Genomic DNA, 19,539 nt, shown 5'->3' on the forward strand with positions numbered 1-19,539 from the left:
CGTCTTCTTCCATTCCTCTGGCTGAGCTTGCCGCTATGGTGGAAGTGATCCTTGCCATTGCAGGACGGATGTATGTCACAGCAAGATTTTGGCGTCATTGGCCTCGCTGTCATGGGGGAAAACCTTGCCCTCAATGTGGAGCGAAATGGATTCTCCGTGGCGGTTTATAATCGCACCCCCGCCCGCACTGAAGCTTTCATGGCCGAACGAGCCACCGGCCGTCGCTTCAAGGCCACCTATAGTCTTGAGGAGTTTGTTGCTTCCCTGTCGCGTCCCCGCCGCATTTTGGCGATGGTCAAAGCCGGCAAACCCGTGGATGACCTGATCCAGCAACTCAAGCCACTCCTTGAACCGGGAGACATCCTCATTGATGGTGGCAACTCCCTCTACACGGATACCGAACGCCGCGTTGCTGAAATGGAGGCAGCAGGACTCTGCTTCTTTGGTATGGGGGTCAGCGGTGGTGAAGAAGGTGCCCTCAATGGCCCAAGTCTCATGCCCGGCGGTAGTCGTGAGGCCTACCAAGCCCTCGAACCCATTCTCACTAAAATTGCAGCCCAAGTGGATGATGGCCCCTGTGTCACCTACATTGGGCCGGGGGGGTCGGGGCACTTTGTCAAGATGGTGCACAATGGCATTGAGTATGGTGATATGCAACTCATTGCCGAAGCCTATGACCTGCTGAAAAATCTCCTCGGCCTCAATCACCAGCAACTTCATGAGGTCTTCAAACGCTGGAATGAGACCCCCGAACTCAACTCATTTTTGATTGAAATTACTAGCCAGATTTTCACCTATATTGACCCAGAAACCCATTTGCCCCTTGTGGATGTGATTGTGGATGCGGCAGGTCAAAAGGGAACCGGTCGCTGGACGGTGGAAAGTGCCCTTGAAATGGGGGTGGCCATTCCAACGATTACCGCTGCCGTGAATGCCCGCATCATGTCCTCCATCAAAGCCGAACGGATGGCGGCTGCCCAAGTCCTCCCCGGCCCTGTGGCTCACTTTAGCGGCAATACTGAAGAATTCATCGGCAAAATCCGCGATGCCCTCTACTGCTCGAAAATCTGCTCCTATGCCCAAGGGATGGCGCTGATTGCCAAAGGCTCCCAAGAACTCTTTGATAATCAACTAAACCTTGGCGAAATTGCCCGCATCTGGAAGGGGGGCTGCATTATTCGCGCTGGCTTCCTGAATAAGATCAAGCAGGCCTACAGCGAAAATCCCCAACTGGCCAATTTGCTGCTGGCGCCGGAGTTTCGGCAAACCATCCTCGATAAACAGGCGGCGTGGCGGGAGGTATTGGTGGAGGCGACCCGTGCTGGGATTGCTGTGCCCGCCTTTGGCGCGTCCTTGGAGTACTTCGATAGCTATCGGCGCGATCGCCTGCCGCAAAATCTCACCCAAGCACAGCGGGATTTCTTTGGTGCCCATACCTACGAGCGGATCGATAAACCGGGAACCTTCCATACGGAGTGGGTACCGATTCAGGAGGCAGGAAAAGCATCCGTTTAAGAGGTAGGCAGTAGCGTTGGAGGCGTTGTTCCCCAAGGGGGCAATTCTTTAGCCTATCTTAAGAATTAGGCGAGTGATTTGCTTGCCCGCGATCATCCTGCACTTTGGGGAGGCCAAGAAGCCTTGCATCCGTTTTTACGACTGCTGCACCACAGCCAACGCTACCAACGCCAAGTGGGGCTTGCCTCCCTCTACTCTATCCTCAATAAAATTTTTGATCTCGCTCCCCCCGTTCTGATTGGGATTGCTGTGGATCTGGTGGTGAAGCGGCAGGATTCCCTCTTCGCCCGCTGGGGGCTGGTGACCTTTGAGCAGCAACTGTTGGCCTTGGCCGGCCTATCATTTGTGATCTGGAGCTTGGAGTCCCTCTTTGAGTATGCCTATGCCCGCAGTTGGCGAAACTTAGCGCAGCAGATTCAACACGACCTGCGCCTTGAGACCTATGCCCATGTCCAAGAGATGGATTTGGCGTTTTTTGAAGAACGCAGCAGTGGGGTGTTGCTCTCGATTCTCAATGATGACATTAACCAACTAGAGCGCTTTTTGGATGGTGGTGCCAATGAGGTGTTGCAAGTCACAACCACTGTCTTAGTCATTGGTGGGATTTTCTTTTATTTGGCGCCCAATGTGGCGATCTGGGGGATGCTGCCGATGCCCTTTATTCTCTGGGGATCCGTCATCTTTCAGCGGCGACTCGCCCCTCGCTATGCCGATGTGCGGGAAAAGGCGGGACGCCTCAATGAACGCTTGGCTAACAATATCTCAGGTATTCAAACGATTAAGAGCTTTACTGCCGAGGCTTACGAATTGGAGCGCCTGCGCTGGGATAGTGAAGCCTACCAACAGAGTAATCGCCGCGCCATTCGCCTCAGTGCGGCCTATATTCCCCTGATTCGCTTTGTGATCCTCTTTGGCTTTACGGGAACGTTGGTGCTGGGGGGCTTTGCCGCTTTTCAGGGGCGCTTGGATGTGGGCGCCTACAGCACGATGGTCTATCTGATTCAACGGTTGCTCTGGCCCTTGACCCGTTTGGGGGAAACACTGGATCAGTATCAGCGAGCCATGGCCTCAACGCAGCGGGTGCTGAATTTGCTGGAAACGCCGATCGCGATTTGTACGGGCGATCGCCCCCTTGATCCGCGCCATGTCAAAGGGGAAGTGCGCTTTGAATCCGTCAGCTTTGCCTATGCTGGGCGTGCCCCCGTGCTGAAAAATGTTAGTTTACACGTCCCTGCGGGTCAGACGATCGCCATTGTCGGCTCCACGGGATCCGGCAAAAGTACCCTTGTGAAATTGTTACTGCGGTTCTATGAGATGCAAGAAGGGCGCATTCTCATTGATGGGGTGGATATTCGCGAGTATCGGCTGCGGGACTTGCGCCGTGCCATTGGTTGGGTGAGTCAGGATGTCTTTCTCTTCCACGGCACCGTCTTTGAAAACATTGCCTATGGCAGCCCCCAAGCCACCCCAGCAGACGTTGTGCATGCTGCAAAATTGGCGGAAGCCCATGACTTTATCGAGCAACTGCCCCAAGGGTACGACACGGTGGTGGGGGAGCGGGGGCAAAAACTCTCCGGCGGTCAGCGGCAGCGGCTGGCGATCGCCCGCGCCCTGCTCAAAGATCCACCGATTCTAGTGCTCGATGAAGCCACCTCCGCCGTGGATAACGAAACCGAAGCCGCCATCCAGCGATCGCTAGCCCACATTACGGCACATCGCACGACGATCGCCATTGCCCACCGCCTCTCCACCATTCGCCATGCCGACTGCATCTATGTCCTTGAACACGGTGAAATTGTCGAACAGGGAACCCACAAAGCACTCTTGGCGCAGCAGGGCGTCTATTACGGCCTCTGGCAAGTCCAAGCCGGCCAGCTCCTCCCTGAAGGTTAGGGTGTGAGATTATAGCGTGCCCGCTCCGCCGCTGTTTTCTCGCGATCCAGTTTCAAGATCAGCACCGCCAAGGGGGGCAAGCACAGATCAAGGGAGTAGCGACGGTGGTGGTAGGGCCATTCATCCGCCCATTTACCGCCCAAGTTACCCATATTGCTGCCGCCATACTCGCGGGCATCACTATTAAAGAGTTCACTATAGAAGCCATGCTCTGGGACACCAATGCGGTAGTGGCTATGGGGCTGCGGTGTAAAGTTACAGACGACAACCACAAAATCTTGGTAGTCCTTATCCCAGCGGATAAAGGACACAACGCTATGGCGGTTATCACTACAGTCAATCCACTCAAAGCCCTCCGGTTTGAAATCTTGGGTATAGAGGGCAGGTTGTGAACGGTAGAGGCGATTGAGATCCTCAAAGAAGCGTTTGGTTTGCTGGTGGGGTTCGTATTGCAGCAGGTGCCACTCTAAATCACTCCAGACATTCCACTCGCTCCATTGGGCAAACTCCATCCCCATGAACATTGTTTTCTTACCGGGGTGAGTGAACATGTAGGCAAATAAACAGCGTAGATTCGCAAATTTCTGCCAGCGATCGCCCGGCATTTTGCCAATGATGTGACTCTTGCCGTGCACCACCTCATCATGGGAGAGCGCCAGCATGAAGTTCTCGCTGTGGTGATACCACATACTGAAGGTGACATTGTTTTGGTGGAACTGGCGGAACCAGGGATCCATGCTGAAGTAGTCCAGAATATCGTGCATCCAACCCATATTCCACTTCAGGTTGAAGCCCAGTCCGCCCATGTAGGTCGGCCAAGAGACCATTGGCCAAGCGGTGGATTCCTCAGCGATCGAAAGAATCCCCGGAAAGTAGCTAAAGATCACGTGGTTGACTTGGCGCAGAAAGTTAGCTGCCTCTAAATTTTCCCGTCCGCCGTATTCATTGGGTACCCACTCACCCTCCTTGCGGGCATAGTCAAGATAGAGCATCGAGGCCACGGCATCCACGCGAATACCGTCAATGTGGTACTTGTCAAACCAAAAGAGGGCATTGGCCACCAGAAAATTGCGCACTTCGTGGCGACCATAGTTAAAGACAAGGGTGCCCCATTCCTTGTGTTCGCCCTTGCGCGGATCCGCGTGTTCGTAGAGGTGGGTGCCATCAAAGAAGGCGAGGCCGTGGCCATCCTTGGGAAAGTGCCCCGGTACCCAATCCACAATCACACCAATACCGTTTTGGTGGCACTGATCCACGAAATACATAAAGTCTTGGGGACTGCCATAGCGAGAGGTGGGGGCGTAGTAGCCAGTGACTTGATAACCCCAAGAGCCATCGAAGGGATGCTCAGCAACGGGCAAGAGTTCAATGTGGGTGTAGCCCAATTCCTTGACGTAGGGAATGAGTTTGGCCGCCAATTCGCGATAGGTGAGAAAGCGTGCCCAGGGCTTGAGTTCTGCCACCTGTACGGGTTCTTGGGGTTGGCCATCAGCACCAATGGGCGGATCCTCCATTGAGGCGTGGAGCCACGATCCTAAATGCACCTCAAAGACGGAAATCGGTTGGGTGAGGGGGTCAGTGTGGCGCCGTTTTTCCAACCAGTCGTTATCGCCCCATTCGTAGCTATTGAGGTCGGTGACAATAGAGGCGGTCTTGGGACGCGGTTCTTGGTAAAAGCCGTAGGGATCTGATTTTTCGTAGATGTGGCCGTCTTGATTCTTAATTTCGTACTTATAGTGCTCGCCCACACCCAAGCCGGGGATAAAGAGTTCCCAGATGCCATTGCCACGTCGTGCCATTTGGTGTTTGCGGCCATCCCAGTGGTTAAAGTTGCCAATGACAGAGACATTGCGGGCATTGGGTGCCCAGACGGCAAAATACACCCCTGCAACGCCATCGACTGTGAGCAGGTGTGCCCCGAGTTTTTCATAGATGCGGTGGTGATTGCCCTCGGCAAACAGATGAATATCAAAATCCGTCAGCTTTGAGGAGCGGAAGGCATAGGGGTCGTAGATCACCCGCTCGTGACCATTTTCATAAATTTTCAGTTGATAATTATTCAGTTCCGGCAGAGGAATGCGGCATTCAAAAAAGTGGGGGTGGTGAACCGGCGTCATCGGATATTCTTGCCGCTGCTCTGGACAGAGGACACTCACCCGTTCGGCATTGGGTAAATAGGCGCGTACCGCCCACACGGATTGGCCATTCTCACTGATCTGGTGACAGCCCAAAATTTCAAAGGGATCGTGGTGCTGGTTGGAAACAATGCGGTCAATCTGTTCGGGCGAAACGGTCATATTTTTATACTTTCGTAAAATATAGGGACAATACTATAGAAAAGTTAACAGTTAGAATGCTCCCCTTGACAAGGGCACAAACGCTATTTCTCTGGTTTCTCTTGATCGGCGGCGTGGGCTAAGAGTCCTTGGAGTAGCTCTCGCAATAGGCTCGGTCCTTGGTAAATCCAACCGGTGTAGAGTTGCACCAGTGTTGCACCGGCTGCTAGTTTTTCGATCACATCCTCTGGCGTGAAAATCCCCCCCACCCCAATAATCGGCAGAGTGCCTTGGGTCTCTTTGTGGATAAAGCGAATCACGGCGGTAGCGCGATCGCGCAAAGGGGCACCACTGAGACCTCCCGCCTCGGCCGCCGGCGATCGCCCCGTCTGCGGAATCATCTGGGTTTTTAGCCCCTCCCGTGCCACGGTGGTATTGGTGGCCACAATGCCGGCGAGTTCATAGGTTTGAATCAGATCAAGAATTGCCGCAATCTGCTCCCAACTCAAATCGGGGGCAATTTTCAGAAGCAGGGGCTTGTGGGAGTGATTGGCGGTTTGTAGCGTCTCCAAAATGGGTTCTAGTTGTTCCTTGGCTTGCAGATCCCGTAACCCCGGTGTGTTGGGAGAACTCACATTAATCACGAAATAATCGCCAAGGGGATACAGGCGGCGAAAACTGGCTAAGTAATCCTCTTTTGCAGCTTCCAAAGGGGTGATTTTTGACTTGCCCAAATTGATACCGATGGGAATCGTTGGCGGGGGCGATCGCTCCAAAAGGGCGGCCATGGCCTCTGCGCCGGCATTATTAAACCCCATGCGATTAATTGCTGCGCGATCGGCTGTTAGGCGAAAGAGGCGCGGACGCGGATTGCCCGGCTGCGGATACCAAGTGACCGTGCCTAACTCTGCAAAGCCAAAGCCAAAGGCCGACCAGACACTGGGGGCGACGCCATTCTTATCAAACCCTGCCGCCAAACCAATGGGATTGGGAAAGCGTAGTCCCCACATTTGCCGCTCTAAACGGGGATCTGAAAGGGCATAGCGTTGCTGAAGTTGCTGCCGCAGCCAAGTGCTCAGGGCACGATCCTGATTAAGCCACCCACAGAGGGAGATAAACTGCTGGTGCAGAAATTCGGGATCCGCCTGCAACCCAGAAAAAAGAAGTGGCCGCAGCAGGTGCCGATAAGGATCAATGGCCATTCAGACTGCCATTCCCCCACCTAAAGGGTTGAATGGTCAACCCTATGACCCTAGTCCAGATAGCCCATGAGGACGGGTGAATCATCAATGATATTAGAAGCCACAGGCCGTTCCCCAGCGGAATAATAGGTTTCAGCAATGTGCAGGCCACTGGTGGTAATCGGACGAATGCCCATCCAATTCACTGTTTCGACAATTTCAAAGTCATCCGCTGCCACGGGGCGCACCCCCATGATGTTCAGGGTTTCAACCACGCGGAAATTGGTGGCCACGATGGGGCGAATACCGGCGGAGTTGATGCTGTCGTAGATTTGCAGGCCACTGCTGAGCACAGGACGCTCGCCGGCATCTTTGATCATGTGCACCACTTGCACGGGACTGGCTTCAATGGGACGCAAGCCGGCACTATTAAAGGTTTGCCATACCACGATGTCGCTGGCTGTGGTTGTGCCTGCGGGGGCAAGAGCGGTTTTTTCGGCAAGGGAAACCATTTGACCGCTATTTTCTTTGGCGGGCGGGTTGCTGCGACGGGCGGGACGGCTAGCTTTGGCCGTGGGTTCTTCGGGAGGTGGGGTTTGAGGCGTTTCAGTCATGGCGATCGCTCCTAATGCAATAATTCAATCCTACAGGTGAATTCGTATGCAAGCATTCTATATCTCTAGTCCTTGATCATAGCAGCCCAAGAGGAGTGCCAGCGGTTTGAGAGATCCCTTTCGGTGCAGGAATGGTTGGCTTTTCAAGCGTGCAGCAGAGGCATCATGTCGCTGGGTGCCCCTTGGCCAATCACTTTGCCACGATCCAGAACAATGGCACCGTCCGCTTGCGCCAGTTCATCGAGACGGTGGGTGACCCACAGTGCGGTGATCCCTTGGCTGTTGACCAGTTGGCGTACGTAGCCCAAGAGTTCCCGCTGACTATCGGGGTCAAGGAGAGCCGTGGGCTCATCGAGCAATAGCACCCGACAATGGCGAGCGATCGCCCCGGCAATGGCTACCCGCTGTTTTTGGCCGCCACTGAGGGCATAGATGGGACGGCGTTCTAGCCCCTGTAAATTCACAGCTTGTAGGGCTGCACTGACGCGCTCGCGCACCTGCCAATAGTTGAGGGATTCACCATTGAGACTAAAGGCAATATCCGCACCGACACTGGGCATCACGAGTTGGTGATCGGGGTTCTGGAAGACAAAGCCAAGGGGTTGCTCCACATAGACTTCACCGCTTTGGGGCTGCAAGAGACCCCCCAAAATACGCACCAGCGTTGACTTACCACTGCCATTGCGGCCGAGGAGCATCCACAGTTGCCCCCGCGGGATGTCTAGGGAGACCCGATCCAGCACTAAAACCTCTGGCGACCAGCCAAAGGAGACCTCTTTGAGATGAATTGCTGGGGGGATTGCCGCCATGGGTTTTTGGACAATGCTCATGTTTTTCGGTAGGGTGAGGATGACCCCCAATTGGGTTGTAGTGCACCAAGTAAGGGAGCGGCTATGCAAGAGGGATTATACATTGTCCTCATCAGTATTCATGGTTTGATTCGGGGCAATCGCCTTGAACTAGGACGAGATGCCGATACGGGAGGACAAACGCGCTATGTGGTGGAACTGGCAAAAACCCTTGCAGCCCATCCTCGGGTGGCGCAGGTGGATTTGGTCACTCGTCTGATTCCCGATGCCAAGGTCAGTCCCGACTATGCCCAGCCCATTGAGCGAATTGGCGATCGCGCCCGCATTGTCCGTCTGGCCTGTGGTCCTCGCCGCTATTTGCGCAAGGAGGTGCTTTGGCCCTATTTAGACGTATTTGCCGATGAACTGTTGCGCCATCTCCGCCAAAGTGGCCGCATGCCCGATGTGATCCACAGTCACTATGCCGATGCCGGTTATGTGGGCTGCCGTGTTGCCGGTTGGTTGGGGGTTCCCCTTGTGCACACTGGGCATTCCCTCGGCCGGGTCAAGCGACAGCGACTCCTTGCCCAGGGTAGTAAGCCCGATGCCATTGAGGAGCAGTTTCACTTTACGACTCGCATTGAAGCCGAGGAGCAAACCCTTGCCAGTGCCGCACTCATTATTGCCAGTACCCATCAGGAGGTCGAAGAGCAGTATCGCCTCTACGATCAATACGATCCGGCACGGATGGCCGTCATTCCGCCGGGGGTAGATACCCGCCGTTTCTATCCAGCGCCTGTGCCAGCGGATTTGCCGTTTCGCAAGGAATTGCGTCGCTTTTTAGTCGAACCGGAAAAGCCCTTTATCTTTTGCCTCTCCCGGCCAGTACCGCGCAAGAACGTGGCTGCGTTGCTCAATGTCTATGGCACTGATCCCTTTTTACAGGAGCGAGCGAATCTGGTCTTAGTGCTCGGCAATCGCACCGATATTAGCAAGATGGAGGCCAGCCCTCGCCAAGTGTTGACCGAACTCTTTTTGCTGGTCGATCGCTATGACCTCTATGGCAAAGTCGCCTATCCGAAAACCCACACCAGCGATGAAGTCCCCGATCTTTACCGTTTAGCCGCCCAGCAACGGGGGGTCTTTATCAACCCTGCACTGACCGAACCCTTTGGCCTGACGCTCATTGAAGCGGCTGCCTGTGGATTACCGATTTTGGCCACAGCGGATGGTGGGCCGCAGGAGATTCTCCGTCACTGTCGCAATGGGTTGCTCTTTGATGCCCTTGATCTAGAAGCCATTCGCAGTGCCCTGCATCAAGCCTTTCAGAGTGACAGCCAGTGGCAGACTTGGGCAGACAATGGCCTGAAGGGGGTACAAGCCCACTACTCTTGGCGCAGTCATGTGGAGATGTATCTGCACGCCCTTGCTCAACTGGCGGAAAAATCAGTCTTGCCCGTGTTGAGTGTGCAACGCCAACCGGCTCAGTACCAGAGTAATAAACTGCCAACGACGCTGACACGGAACCGCCTGCTCACCCTCGAACGCCTGTTGATTAGTGATATTGACAATACCTTGATTGGCGATCGCCCTGCCCTTGAGCGACTCTTAACGCTTCTGCAACGCCGTCCTGAAATGGGCTTTGGGGTGGCAACGGGGCGTCATCTCGAAATTACCCTAGAGGTCCTCCATGAATGGGGCGTGCCGATTCCCGATGTTTTAATTACGTCCGTGGGCAGTGAAATTCACTATGGCCCTCACTTGGTTCCCGACACCAGTTGGCAGCAGCACATTAGCTATCGCTGGGAACCCCAACGGGTCAGAGACACCCTCGCCGATGTGGCAGGCCTGACGCTGCAACCCCCAGAAAATCAACGCTCCCACAAAATTAGCTACAACGTGGACACTGCGGTTCTCCCCAGCATTACCCCGGTCTTGCGTTTACTGCGACAGCAAAAGCTCCATTGTCGTCCCATTTTTTCCCATAATCAGTTTTTGGATATTTTGCCCCTGCGTGCCTCCAAAGGCGATGCTCTGCGCTATCTTGCCCTCAAGTGGGGCTATCCTCTGGACAAACTGTTGGTGGCTGGGGACTCTGGCAATGACGAGCAAATGCTGACGGGGAATACCCTTGCTGTTGTTGTGGGCAATCACAGTCCGGAATTGGAAAAGTTGCGCGATCGCCCCCATATTTACTTTGCCCAAGGTCACTATGCCCAAGGGATTCTCGAAGCGATTGAACACTATGGCTTCTAACAAAAAGCCTGCGATAACGTCAAACTAGAAATGCCCTTGGCGCGGTAATTGGCAAGAATCTGAGCCAGTGCCTCCACTGTCGGTTGTCGCGTGGGATTGAGTTGGGGATTGCTCTGCATTGCTGGGTTGAACTCCGTGCCATCGTGCATCAGCCAGTGACTCCCACCCTAGCACGCTAGAGCGCTTGGGTTCTTTGAATTAGCCATTCGCCACCAACATTGACTAAAGTAAAGCGTAGCGTTTGATAAAAATCTTGACCAGAGTTCATTACGTAGTGAAGATTTGCATCAACAACGGCTCTACCTGAAGTTAAACCGACAACTTCAGTACTATAAACATCAACGTACTGCACTTTAGTCCACCAATCGATGTATGAACCATAGCCGTTGGGGTGCGCTGAGGCATCATTTTGGAAAGAACTGGTCAATCGATACCACGCTGCCTCGTAATTGCCAGCGTTAATCAGAGCATAGTAATTTTCAACAAAAAGGCTGGGATCAGGGAGCAGTTCCGGGTCAAGTAGGACGCGTTCGCTAGCACTTGCAGGGGGTGTGGGCGTAGAAACAGTTTCTGGAGTTGGCAACGGAGATTCAATAGGTAGCGATTGGTCAGGAGTTTCTGCGACTTCGGTAGGGGAATTGGCTAGGGAGGGAGGGCGGGGTTCTAGGCGGTTCGACAGCAAAATTACAGCCATCGCTGCCAACATACTCCCAAAGGCAATCACAAGTGAGCCGAGAATGAGCCACGGTGCGAATGATGACTGAGCTGTGGGTACTGGTTGAGTCCCAGAGAAGGGTTGTCCTGTAGGCGTGGTAGAGAGGGGTAGGGGTGTGACAACCGGTTCATGGACAATACTGCCTGCCTCAATCATCCGCCAATGTTGATCCTGCCGTTCAACCCGTGCTGGCCTCAGCAATTGCCCTGACTTTTCACTGGGGTGCTGGGGCAACGTTCGCCGAAATAGGTAAGGATCGAATTCCCCCTTGTGCAAGGGAATAAGCCAGGACTGTTGATTGACATCTGTGATTACTAAATAGCTGGGATGAGCAGCACACTCAGTAAAAATGGCACCCTCCCTTTGAGAACCTGCAGGACGAACCGGTGTTCCATAGTTTTGCAGCTCTAACCAATCGCTATGCAAACGACTGTTGTACTTCTCAAGCAGCCAGTTGACCGACGGCGCTAAGTGAGGTGGTGGAGACTCCTCAGTAACCACTGTTGTTTCTAGCACCTGCGTCTCTAACGCTTTTCTTGTTTCTGTCTTTGCATCCGCTAGGGCAAGTTCTACTTCTTTGGCCGATTGATAGCGATCGCTGGGTGCAACAGCCAGCATCTTTGCCAAAACATCGCGAAACGTTGGTGTGATTTGGACATACTTTTGCCAATTCCAAGTGTGATGGTAGTTATCAAACAATTCCTTGGGATCTTTGCCCGTGAGTAAGACAATACAGGTCACTGCTAGGGCGTACAGATCGGAACTCGGAAAAACCTGCTCACCTCTGACTTGTTCTGGTGCGGCATAATGCGCTGTATAAATTTTTGTATGCCCCTTCGCAACTTCGGTAACACGGGAAATCTCCTTGACTGCACCAAAGTCAATGAGGTAAAGGCGACGCTGCCCCGGAAATTTACTGTTCTTTGCCGATTGGCGAATAATGTTTGCTGGCTTAATGTCTCGATGAATGGCTCCTTGATCATGAATGTACTGCAAAACAGGTAGGAGCTCTTTCAAGACCTCACGAACTTCCTCTTCACTCAGATAACCGCGATGGGCAAGTTCACACTCAAGCGTATCGCCATCAATAAATTCTTGAACCAGATAAAAATAGTTTTGTTCTGCTTCGCCTGTGCTGCTGCTCACCCGCTCCTGAAAGAAGGCAAATAAGGTAGGAATTTGGGGATGTTCCCCCAACTTTTCTAGGAGTCGTGCTTCTCGCTTGAATAAACTTTCTGCTTTTTGCAAGAGGGCTGGATTTGAGGTTTCCACTTGGAGCTGTTTGATCACACATTGGCGCTTGGCGGGCGTATCCAAATCCCGCCCTAGGTAAGTAATACCAAAGCCCCCTTGTCCCAACAACTGTTGGGCAACATAGCGCCCCCGCAAAATCAAGGGCATGCCGCAGTTGGCGCAGTACTTTTGGCTAATGGTATCCACCAACACATCCCCCTCTAGTTCAGGCAGGTCATTGTGGGGATAGGAACACTGGGGGCGGGTGCAGTAGATAAGCATGATTTTACATCAAGAAGCACCAATTTATTCACGATTAAAACTGATCCAACACTTGGGTGACAACCTCAGGACCCACAGAAATGCCGTCAATCCCCAAATCAATTAACCACGGCAGCCAATGGGGATAGCGAGCGGGGGCTTCGCCGCATAGATGGCATCTTAAGTGATGGGCTTTGGCCTGTTGAATCAATTGGGCGATCGCCTTTTTCACAGCGGGATGGTCTTCATTGAAGTCTGGCAGTGTGGTTTCGCGATCAATGCCCAACAGCAGTTGGGTCAGATCATTGGTGCCAATCGTAATGCCAGCAACGCCAAGGTTGGCCAGATCAGACAGTAAAAATAGAACAGCAGGCACTTCGGCCATCACCCACAGTTCCACACCCGCCTTGGCTGTCAAACCATGCTGTGCAAGAGTCTTTTGACAATAGACCACTTCACTGACACTGCGGACAAAGGGAAGGATAATGCGCAGCGGGCAGGCTTCTAAGCGGTGGGCGATCGCCAGTGCTGACAGTTCCAAATGAAATAGCTCTGGACAATGGGGATAGCGACTCACCCCTCGCAGTCCCCAATCCGTTGCGGGTTCAAACTGATGTCCCCCCAAGAGTTGGCGATAGTCGGCTGGCCGTAAATCCAATGTGCGATAAAAGAGGGGACGGGGGGCGATCGCCCGCATAAATTCACAGAGGTGCTGTACCCAGCGATCGCGCAATTCCTCTGCTTCTCCATGTTCTAACCAATGACAGGGATGGCGATGATCCAAAAAGGCCAACAACATCAACTCTGAGCGCAATAGACCAATGCCATCACAGGGGAGCGATCGCAATACCCGCAGGGCACTGACTTGACTGACATTTACCATGACCTGCAACGGCAACCGCTTGACCGTCGGGAGTGAGGGCGTTTGCGGCGAGGGGGTCGCCACCACGGGCAATGGCTCTGGGGGCAGTTGATAGATAGACCCCCGATGACCATCTAGAAACAGCGTCATTCCTGAACTAATCTGCTGAGTCGCATTTACCACACCGACCACCGCTGGCCGTCCCAATTCCCGCGCCAGAATGGCACCATGACTGGTTAAGCCCCCCTGCTCACAAATCACACCAACCGCAGCACTCACGAGGGGCAACCAGTGGGGCGGAATACTTTTGCTCACCAAGATCTGCCCAGCAACAGCCGCAGGAGCACAGGGGTCTGTAACCACAAGGGCAGGGGCGATCGCCTGCCCCGGCGCAGCGGGTAGCCCTTCAGCTATGAGGGTGCGCTCCACGGCCTGCGGCAAGGGCGCCAGCGGCAGAGGCTCTGGCAAACACTGTCCCCACCAAACCTGTGTCTGACTGCGATGCCAAACCCAGAGATGGGACGCCGACCCGCGACAGGCCTGCTGCAAGTATTGTTCCTCTGCGGGCGTCAGCTCAATTCCCCTTGGGGGCAAAGGAATGCCGTGATGGGGGAGCGTCACACCGCTGGCGATCGCCTGGAATGTTGGATCACTCCCTGTCCACCAGCCTGAGGCAACAATGGTACTCAGAGGGTAGAGTAAAATCACTACTTTGAGCCGACAAAAATCCCATCCCTGCTGCCAATAGGTATAGAGATTCTTGGCTTCAACAAGAGCCGCAAAGGCCGCTTCGAGCGCCTGATGACACAGGGGTAAACTGGGATGATGTAACACGGTTCCACGGCCTAGCCCCCAAGGTAAGTCCACCGCTTCCTGCCAAAGATAGGTGGTGAGAACAAGATGACTCTCTCCCCCCTGTTGTTGCCAAAAGTGATGACAAGCAGCAAAAATTGTTTCTAATTCCCCCACATCCAAAGGGGGTAATTCATGGGTCATTTCCAGTGCCAGTGCCCTGAAATCCGCCGCATTGGGGGGCACCTCTTGCCAGCGATCGCAGGCCGCTTGCCACAGGGGAATGACGCCAGAGCGTAACTGTTGCCAGACACTGGTGGAAATCAGCCAGACAGGATGGGGCGGTGGCAAGATTTTTTGCGCCTCTTGCAGGGCAACCAATGTTGGGGAAAGGGCTTCCGCTGGGTACTGTTGTAGGGATTCCAGAAGGAGTGATGTCACAAATGCGTTTCCTTAATCGTCCTTGGGGGTTTGGGAGCGGACGATCCGACCTAGGGAGAACTCACTTCCGTGTGCTGACGGCGACGAATGTTGAGGACATCAGTGATTTTTCTAATTTGCGCCAAGAGATGATCCAACTGCTTTGCATTCACAATATCAATACACAAATCAATAATCGCTGTGCGTCCCGGATCTGTGTGGACATTGGCTCGTCGCACATTAATTTGATTATCAGTTAAACGGGTCAAAATATCCTTAAGAATACCAACGCGATCAATCACCTCAATTTGCACATCCACAGGGTAGGTTTGGGGACGGCGTTGATTGACTTTTGTGTTCCAACTCACGGGAATCAGGCGATCGCTCGACACCGACTCTAGGTTGCTACAGCCCTGACGATGAATTGAAATACCCCGACTCCCCAGCGTCACCACGCCAATAATCGGTTCATCGGGCACAGGACAACAGCAGCCAGCAATGTGATAAACCAAGCCCTCCACTCCAAGAATCGGGGAATCACTGGGTTTCGTGCTGGCGGGTACACGGTTAACAGGGGCAGATTCTGAAGGCAGTTCCGGTGGGGTTGTCTCTGGACGCGCTAGGGTAATTGCCCGCAGCCGATTCACCACCAGATTCAGCGTAATTTCGCCATAGCCCAAGGCGGCCACTAAATCATCGACACTTTGGTAGTTGCTGCGCTCTGCCACCTGTTGCATCTGCGGTGACTTCAGAAGGGCTTCTAGACCCGCTTTGCCCAGTTCCTTCTCCAGTAATTCCCGTCCCCGCTGCAGGTTTTCATCGCGGCGCGATCGCTTGTACCACTGCCGAATACGATTGCGTGCCGTTGTGGTTTTAACAAAGTTCAACCAGTCCAAACTGGGGTGGGCAGTTTTCTGGGTGATGATCTCAACAATGTCGCCATTGCGCAGTGGTGTATCCAAGGGCACTATCCGACCATTCACCCGTGCCCCAGCACAGTGATTCCCGACATCGGTGTGAATATGGTAGGCAAAGTCGAGGGGCGTCGCCCCCTGTTGCAGGGCAAGGACGTCCCCTTGGGGCGTAAAGACATAGACCTCCTTATCAAAGAGATCATCGCGAATGCTATCGAGATATTCTTGGGCATCCTTGAGGTCATTTTGCCAATCCAGTAGTTGTCGTAGCCAAGTGAATTTTTGATCGTGGGCACTCCACTGTTGCGGCAAGGAATGACCTGTTTCTTTATACTTCCAGTGGGCGGCAATCCCATACTCAGAGACATGGTGCATGGCCAATGTGCGAATTTGCACCTCCAAGGGGCGCCCCCCAAGACCAATAACCACCGTGTGCAGCGATTGATACTGGTTGGGTTTGGGCAAGCTGATGTAGTCCTTGAACCGCCCTGGCACAGAAAGGAAACAGTCATGGACGACCGCAAGGGCACGATAGCACTCATCCTTTGTGGCCACCAGAATGCGAATGCCCGCCACATCATAGATTTCATGGAATTCTTTTTGCTGCCGCATCATTTTTTGATAGATGCTATAGAGGTGTTTGGGACGGCCACTAATTTCTAAGTATCCAAAGCCCATTCCCGATAAGCGGTCATAGAGAATTTGAATCGCCTGCTGCAGTTGTGCCTCGCGATTAGCGCGTTTTTCCGCCACCAGTTCCTGAATGCGGCGGTAGGCTTCTGGCTCTAAATACTTAAAGGCTAAATCCTCTAGCTCCCACTTGATCCGCCAAATCCCCAAGCGATTGGCCAAGGGGGCAAAGACATCACGGGTTTCTTGGGCAATGGCACGGCGGCGATCTTCCGGTAGATACTCTAGGGTGCGCATATTATGCAGGCGATCGGCCAGCTTGACAACGATGACCCGAATATCCTGTGCCATCGCCAAAAACATGCGTCGGAAACTTTCCGCTTGCCGCTCCGTCTTACTGGAGAAGTTAAACTTCGAGAGCTTAGTGACCCCCTCCACCAGTCGCCGCACCTCGGCACCAAAATTGGCTTCTAGCTCCTCTGCCGTAACAGCGGTATCCTCAATCACATCGTGGAGAAACCCCGCGGCCAAAAGAGCAGGCCCGCCGCCTAGATCCCGCAGAATACTCGCCACTGCCACAGGATGGGCAATGTAGGGTTCCCCAGACGCCCGTCGCTGTCCTTGGTGTAAGTCGTAAGCAAATTGAAACGCTCGACAGACCAAATCATCCCCATTCTCAGGCTCTGGATTTCGCAGGCACGTCGCTAACCAATCGGGTAATTCAATATCAGTCGGCAAGCTAGGTGCAAAAGCGTTCATAGCAGCAGGCGATCGGGAAAGCAGCACAGTGAATTCGAGTACGTACATTCTAGTTCAATTTCATGCCTATCGCGCGCATCCTGATCGTAAAGACGTTCCTAAACCCTCTCAAGTTTTACAGCTAGGGATTGTTCAATTTTGATCTCCTTTAACATAAAAATTAAGGACTTTAATCAGCAAGGGGGAAGCGTATCGTGGGGGTCTCACTCACACCAATGACACGGCACTACATTCTGCGTTTACTCAATCAAGGAAGCGATATTTTTGCCCTCGCCGGTCAAAGTTTAGAGAAAGCAGTGGGCGATCGCGGGAACGATATTCTAAATCGCCTAGAATCCCTTGCCCCCTCAGAATTAGCAGCTGTAGAGATGATTGTGCGCCTCCACCGCTCCCTCAGCAACGAGGGGAATGAGGAGCCTCACCGACAGATGCAATTAAAAAGCCTTGAGGAAAAACTATGGCGGATTTTGGGTATGGACTGCCCCTCTGAGAGTCCTCAAGCTGCGCCTAGGGAGTCAGTCATCCCTGTCAAAGAGCAGCCATCTTTAACGGTGGCTCAAGCCCTCGATCACTTGAACCGCGTCAGTGAATTAGCCCAAAAATACCTTGGCAAAGTCATCGTCGCGAATTACTGGCGAGCCTGCCGCCCTTCTAGTAGTTGGTTTGCTGATTTTGTTGTTACCGATGATGGCTACATCACCTACCACGGGTCGTTAGGGACTGGGAAGACTCTTGTGAACCCAACTCAACAGCAGCAGTTGGAAACATGGTTAGTGAGTTTTGTGGATCAATGTCGCCGTATTCTCCCCCTCTTTAGACAGGATCTGCAAAAGGCAAGACTCTCGGGTTCGTCCCTAGAACCTGAATCAGAGATTACTGCTGTTGCAGATAAGCGCTAGCCCCCAGTGTTTGCAGTTTTTGATTCTTGGCGGTCACAGCGGCGGCCAACTCTTGACGATAGGCAATCACTTGCTCCAGCAGCTCTGGATCGTGACTGGCCAATAGTTGAACGGCCAATAGACCTGCATTTTGAGCATTGCCAATGGCAACCGTCGCCACGGGAATTCCAGCTGGCATCTGCACAATGGAGTAGAGGGAGTCCAGCCCCTGCAAATGGCGGCTCGGTACAGGTACGCCAATCACGGGTAGGGGGGTTAAGGAAGCAATCATGCCGGGCAAGTGAGCAGCGCCACCGGCACCCGCAATAATGACTTTCAGACCCCGCTGATGGGCATTTTGGGCAAACTCGACCATGGCAAGAGGCGTGCGGTGAGCTGAGAGAATCGCCACTTCATGGGGAATGCCAAAGCGTTCACAGATGGCGATCGCCCCCTGCATGGTTGGCAAATCCGAATCACTGCCCATGACAATGGCAACCAGCGGCATCTCTGACATCCCTCTTTCCTACTCCCTCAGCAAACGGTGCAACCTCATCCTACAGCCCTTTTCACAGGAGCGAGATATTATTTCTCTATGATTACTGCTGCTGCGATTAAGCAATTTGCCCATCAGTTGGGGTTCCATCGGGTGGGGATTGTGGATTTGCGCACCTATACCGATGACCATCCTTCTGGGGTAGCTGCCCTACAACGCTGGTTAGCCCAAGGCTTCCAAGGGGAGATGGCGTGGATGGCCAACCCGCGGCGACAGGAGATTCAAGCCGTCCTGCCGGGAGCGCAATCAGTGATTTCCGTTGCCCTCAATTACTATCAGCCTGATCCAGAGCCACCCCCCAAGGTGAAAATTGCCCGCTATGGGTGGGGACGGGATTACCACCGGGTTCTGGGAAAACGCTTGCAAGCCCTAGGCCAATGGCTGCAGTCGCAGGTACCTGAGATGGACTACCGTTGGTATGTGGATACAGGCCCGGTACAGGACAAAGTGTGGGCGGAGCAGGCGGGAATTGGCTGGATTGGCAAGCACAGTAATATCATTTCGCGGCAGTATGGCTCCTGGATTTTTTTGGGAGAGTTAATTACCACGTTGGAGTTGCCGGGCGATCGCCCCCACACCAATCACTGCGGCACCTGTACCCGTTGCTTGGCCGCCTGTCCCACCGGCGCCATTGTTGAACCCTATGTGGTGGATGCCAACCGCTGCATTGCCTACCACACGATCGAAAGCCGTGCCCCGGAAATTCCCCCCGCCATTGCTGCTCATTTAGAAGGCTGGGTTGCCGGCTGTGACATTTGCCAAGAGGTGTGTCCTTGGAATCAACGCTTTGCTCAACCCACGGATGTGGCCGACTTTGCCCCGCGATCGCCCCTCTTGAAGACTTCTCCAGAGGAACTCGCCACCCTCAGCGATGTAGCATGGGATGAACTCACCCGTGGTTCTGCCCTACGGCGAATTAAACTCGCCCAATGGCGCCGCAATGCCCAAGCGGTGCTGTCTGCCAATCGGTATGATGAAAAATGATTCAATGCGGAG

14 protein-coding genes are annotated in these 19,539 nt (G+C 53.6%); 5 read left to right on the top strand and 9 right to left on the bottom strand.

The features are described 5' to 3' along the window. The first annotated feature begins 72 nt into the window (after window positions 1–72). Both gndA and QYC28_RS12990 read left to right on the top strand, forming a co-directional pair. Window positions 73–1,515 carry an NADP-dependent phosphogluconate dehydrogenase gene (gndA, locus tag QYC28_RS12985; protein WP_286626015.1) on the top strand — a complete coding sequence of 481 codons (1,443 nt, stop codon included), beginning with the start codon at window positions 73–75 and terminating at the stop codon, window positions 1,513–1,515. Between the two features lie 78 nt (window positions 1,516–1,593). Beyond that, window positions 1,594–3,408, top strand: coding sequence for an ABC transporter ATP-binding protein (locus QYC28_RS12990; RefSeq protein ID WP_302679616.1), 1,815 nt, complete (start codon window positions 1,594–1,596; stop codon window positions 3,406–3,408). On the opposite strand, the gene glgB is transcribed toward QYC28_RS12990, so the two are convergent. The 4 genes from glgB to QYC28_RS13010 all read right to left on the bottom strand — a co-directional run bounded on the left by glgB (window position 3,405) and on the right by QYC28_RS13010 (window position 8,309). After that, a complete protein-coding gene (glgB, locus tag QYC28_RS12995) occupies window positions 3,405–5,705 on the bottom strand; it encodes a 1,4-alpha-glucan branching enzyme (RefSeq protein WP_149821502.1) in 2,301 nt (766 codons plus the stop codon). The genes QYC28_RS12990 and glgB overlap by 4 nt on opposite strands. 83 nt (window positions 5,706–5,788) lie before the next feature. Then, on the bottom strand, window positions 5,789–6,880 hold the full coding sequence (locus QYC28_RS13000; protein WP_190278357.1) for a quinone-dependent dihydroorotate dehydrogenase: 1,092 nt from the start codon (window positions 6,878–6,880) through the stop codon (window positions 5,789–5,791). A gap of 56 nt (window positions 6,881–6,936) precedes the next feature. Continuing rightward, entirely contained in the window at window positions 6,937–7,479 is a 543-nt protein-coding gene (locus QYC28_RS13005; protein ID WP_225901596.1) for a hypothetical protein, read from the bottom strand. Between the two features lie 143 nt (window positions 7,480–7,622). Continuing rightward, window positions 7,623–8,309, bottom strand: coding sequence for an energy-coupling factor ABC transporter ATP-binding protein (locus tag QYC28_RS13010; RefSeq protein ID WP_149821508.1), 687 nt, complete (start codon window positions 8,307–8,309; stop codon window positions 7,623–7,625). Between the two features lie 63 nt (window positions 8,310–8,372). Between QYC28_RS13010 and QYC28_RS13015 the strand changes: the two genes are divergently transcribed. After that, entirely contained in the window at window positions 8,373–10,523 is a 2,151-nt protein-coding gene (locus tag QYC28_RS13015) for an HAD-IIB family hydrolase (protein WP_149821510.1), read from the top strand. Here the strand turns inward: QYC28_RS13015 and QYC28_RS13020 are convergent. Genes QYC28_RS13020 through QYC28_RS13035 form a run of 4 tightly spaced genes read right to left on the bottom strand, consistent with a single transcriptional unit; the run spans window position 10,520 to window position 17,109 of the window. Continuing rightward, window positions 10,520–10,672: a hypothetical protein gene (locus QYC28_RS13020; protein ID WP_190278116.1), complete on the bottom strand. Its 153-nt coding sequence runs from the start codon at window positions 10,670–10,672 to the stop codon at window positions 10,520–10,522. The genes QYC28_RS13015 and QYC28_RS13020 overlap by 4 nt on opposite strands. Window positions 10,673–10,698: 26 nt before the next feature. Then, a complete protein-coding gene (locus tag QYC28_RS13025) occupies window positions 10,699–12,753 on the bottom strand; it encodes a protein kinase domain-containing protein (RefSeq protein WP_302679617.1) in 2,055 nt (684 codons plus the stop codon). 34 nt (window positions 12,754–12,787) lie between these two features. Further along, window positions 12,788–14,827, bottom strand: coding sequence for a putative PEP-binding protein (locus tag QYC28_RS13030; RefSeq protein ID WP_286626022.1), 2,040 nt, complete (start codon window positions 14,825–14,827; stop codon window positions 12,788–12,790). Between the two features lie 50 nt (window positions 14,828–14,877). Further along, window positions 14,878–17,109, bottom strand: a complete 2,232-nt coding sequence (locus tag QYC28_RS13035; protein ID WP_302679619.1) for a bifunctional (p)ppGpp synthetase/guanosine-3',5'-bis(diphosphate) 3'-pyrophosphohydrolase — start codon at window positions 17,107–17,109, stop codon at window positions 14,878–14,880. A gap of 194 nt (window positions 17,110–17,303) precedes the next feature. Between QYC28_RS13035 and QYC28_RS13040 the strand changes: the two genes are divergently transcribed. Then, window positions 17,304–18,008 (top strand): hypothetical protein, encoded by a 705-nt coding sequence (locus QYC28_RS13040; RefSeq protein ID WP_149821516.1) that lies wholly within the window; start codon window positions 17,304–17,306, stop codon window positions 18,006–18,008. On the opposite strand, the gene purE is transcribed toward QYC28_RS13040, so the two are convergent. Then, window positions 17,983–18,504, bottom strand: a complete 522-nt coding sequence (purE, locus tag QYC28_RS13045) for a 5-(carboxyamino)imidazole ribonucleotide mutase (protein WP_286668799.1) — start codon at window positions 18,502–18,504, stop codon at window positions 17,983–17,985. The two genes, QYC28_RS13040 and purE, sit on opposite strands and share 26 nt — an antisense overlap. A gap of 78 nt (window positions 18,505–18,582) precedes the next feature. Between purE and queG the strand changes: the two genes are divergently transcribed. Then, window positions 18,583–19,527, top strand: a complete 945-nt coding sequence (gene queG, locus QYC28_RS13050; protein WP_286649738.1) for a tRNA epoxyqueuosine(34) reductase QueG — start codon at window positions 18,583–18,585, stop codon at window positions 19,525–19,527. Window positions 19,528–19,539: the final 12 nt, after the last annotated feature.

The sequence above is a fragment of the Thermosynechococcus sp. HY596 genome (genome assembly GCF_030518715.1).
Classification (GTDB): Bacteria; Cyanobacteriota; Cyanobacteriia; order Thermosynechococcales; family Thermosynechococcaceae; genus Thermosynechococcus.

Excerpts from the sequence above, each read along its gene's own strand:
- gndA (WP_286626015.1), top strand. The coding sequence starts at position 73 with ATGTCACAGCAAGATTTTGGCGTCATTGGCCTCGCTGTCATGGGGGAA.
- glgB (WP_149821502.1), bottom strand. The coding sequence starts at position 5,705 with ATGACCGTTTCGCCCGAACAGATTGACCGCATTGTTTCCAACCAGCAC.
- QYC28_RS13005 (WP_225901596.1), bottom strand. The coding sequence starts at position 7,479 with ATGACTGAAACGCCTCAAACCCCACCTCCCGAAGAACCCACGGCCAAA.
- QYC28_RS13010 (WP_149821508.1), bottom strand. The coding sequence starts at position 8,309 with ATGAGCATTGTCCAAAAACCCATGGCGGCAATCCCCCCAGCAATTCAT.
- QYC28_RS13015 (WP_149821510.1), top strand. The coding sequence starts at position 8,373 with ATGCAAGAGGGATTATACATTGTCCTCATCAGTATTCATGGTTTGATT.
- QYC28_RS13020 (WP_190278116.1), bottom strand. The coding sequence starts at position 10,672 with ATGCACGATGGCACGGAGTTCAACCCAGCAATGCAGAGCAATCCCCAA.
- QYC28_RS13025 (WP_302679617.1), bottom strand. The coding sequence starts at position 12,753 with ATGCTTATCTACTGCACCCGCCCCCAGTGTTCCTATCCCCACAATGAC.
- QYC28_RS13035 (WP_302679619.1), bottom strand. The coding sequence starts at position 17,109 with ATGAACGCTTTTGCACCTAGCTTGCCGACTGATATTGAATTACCCGAT.
- purE (WP_286668799.1), bottom strand. The coding sequence starts at position 18,504 with ATGTCAGAGATGCCGCTGGTTGCCATTGTCATGGGCAGTGATTCGGAT.
- queG (WP_286649738.1), top strand. The coding sequence starts at position 18,583 with ATGATTACTGCTGCTGCGATTAAGCAATTTGCCCATCAGTTGGGGTTC.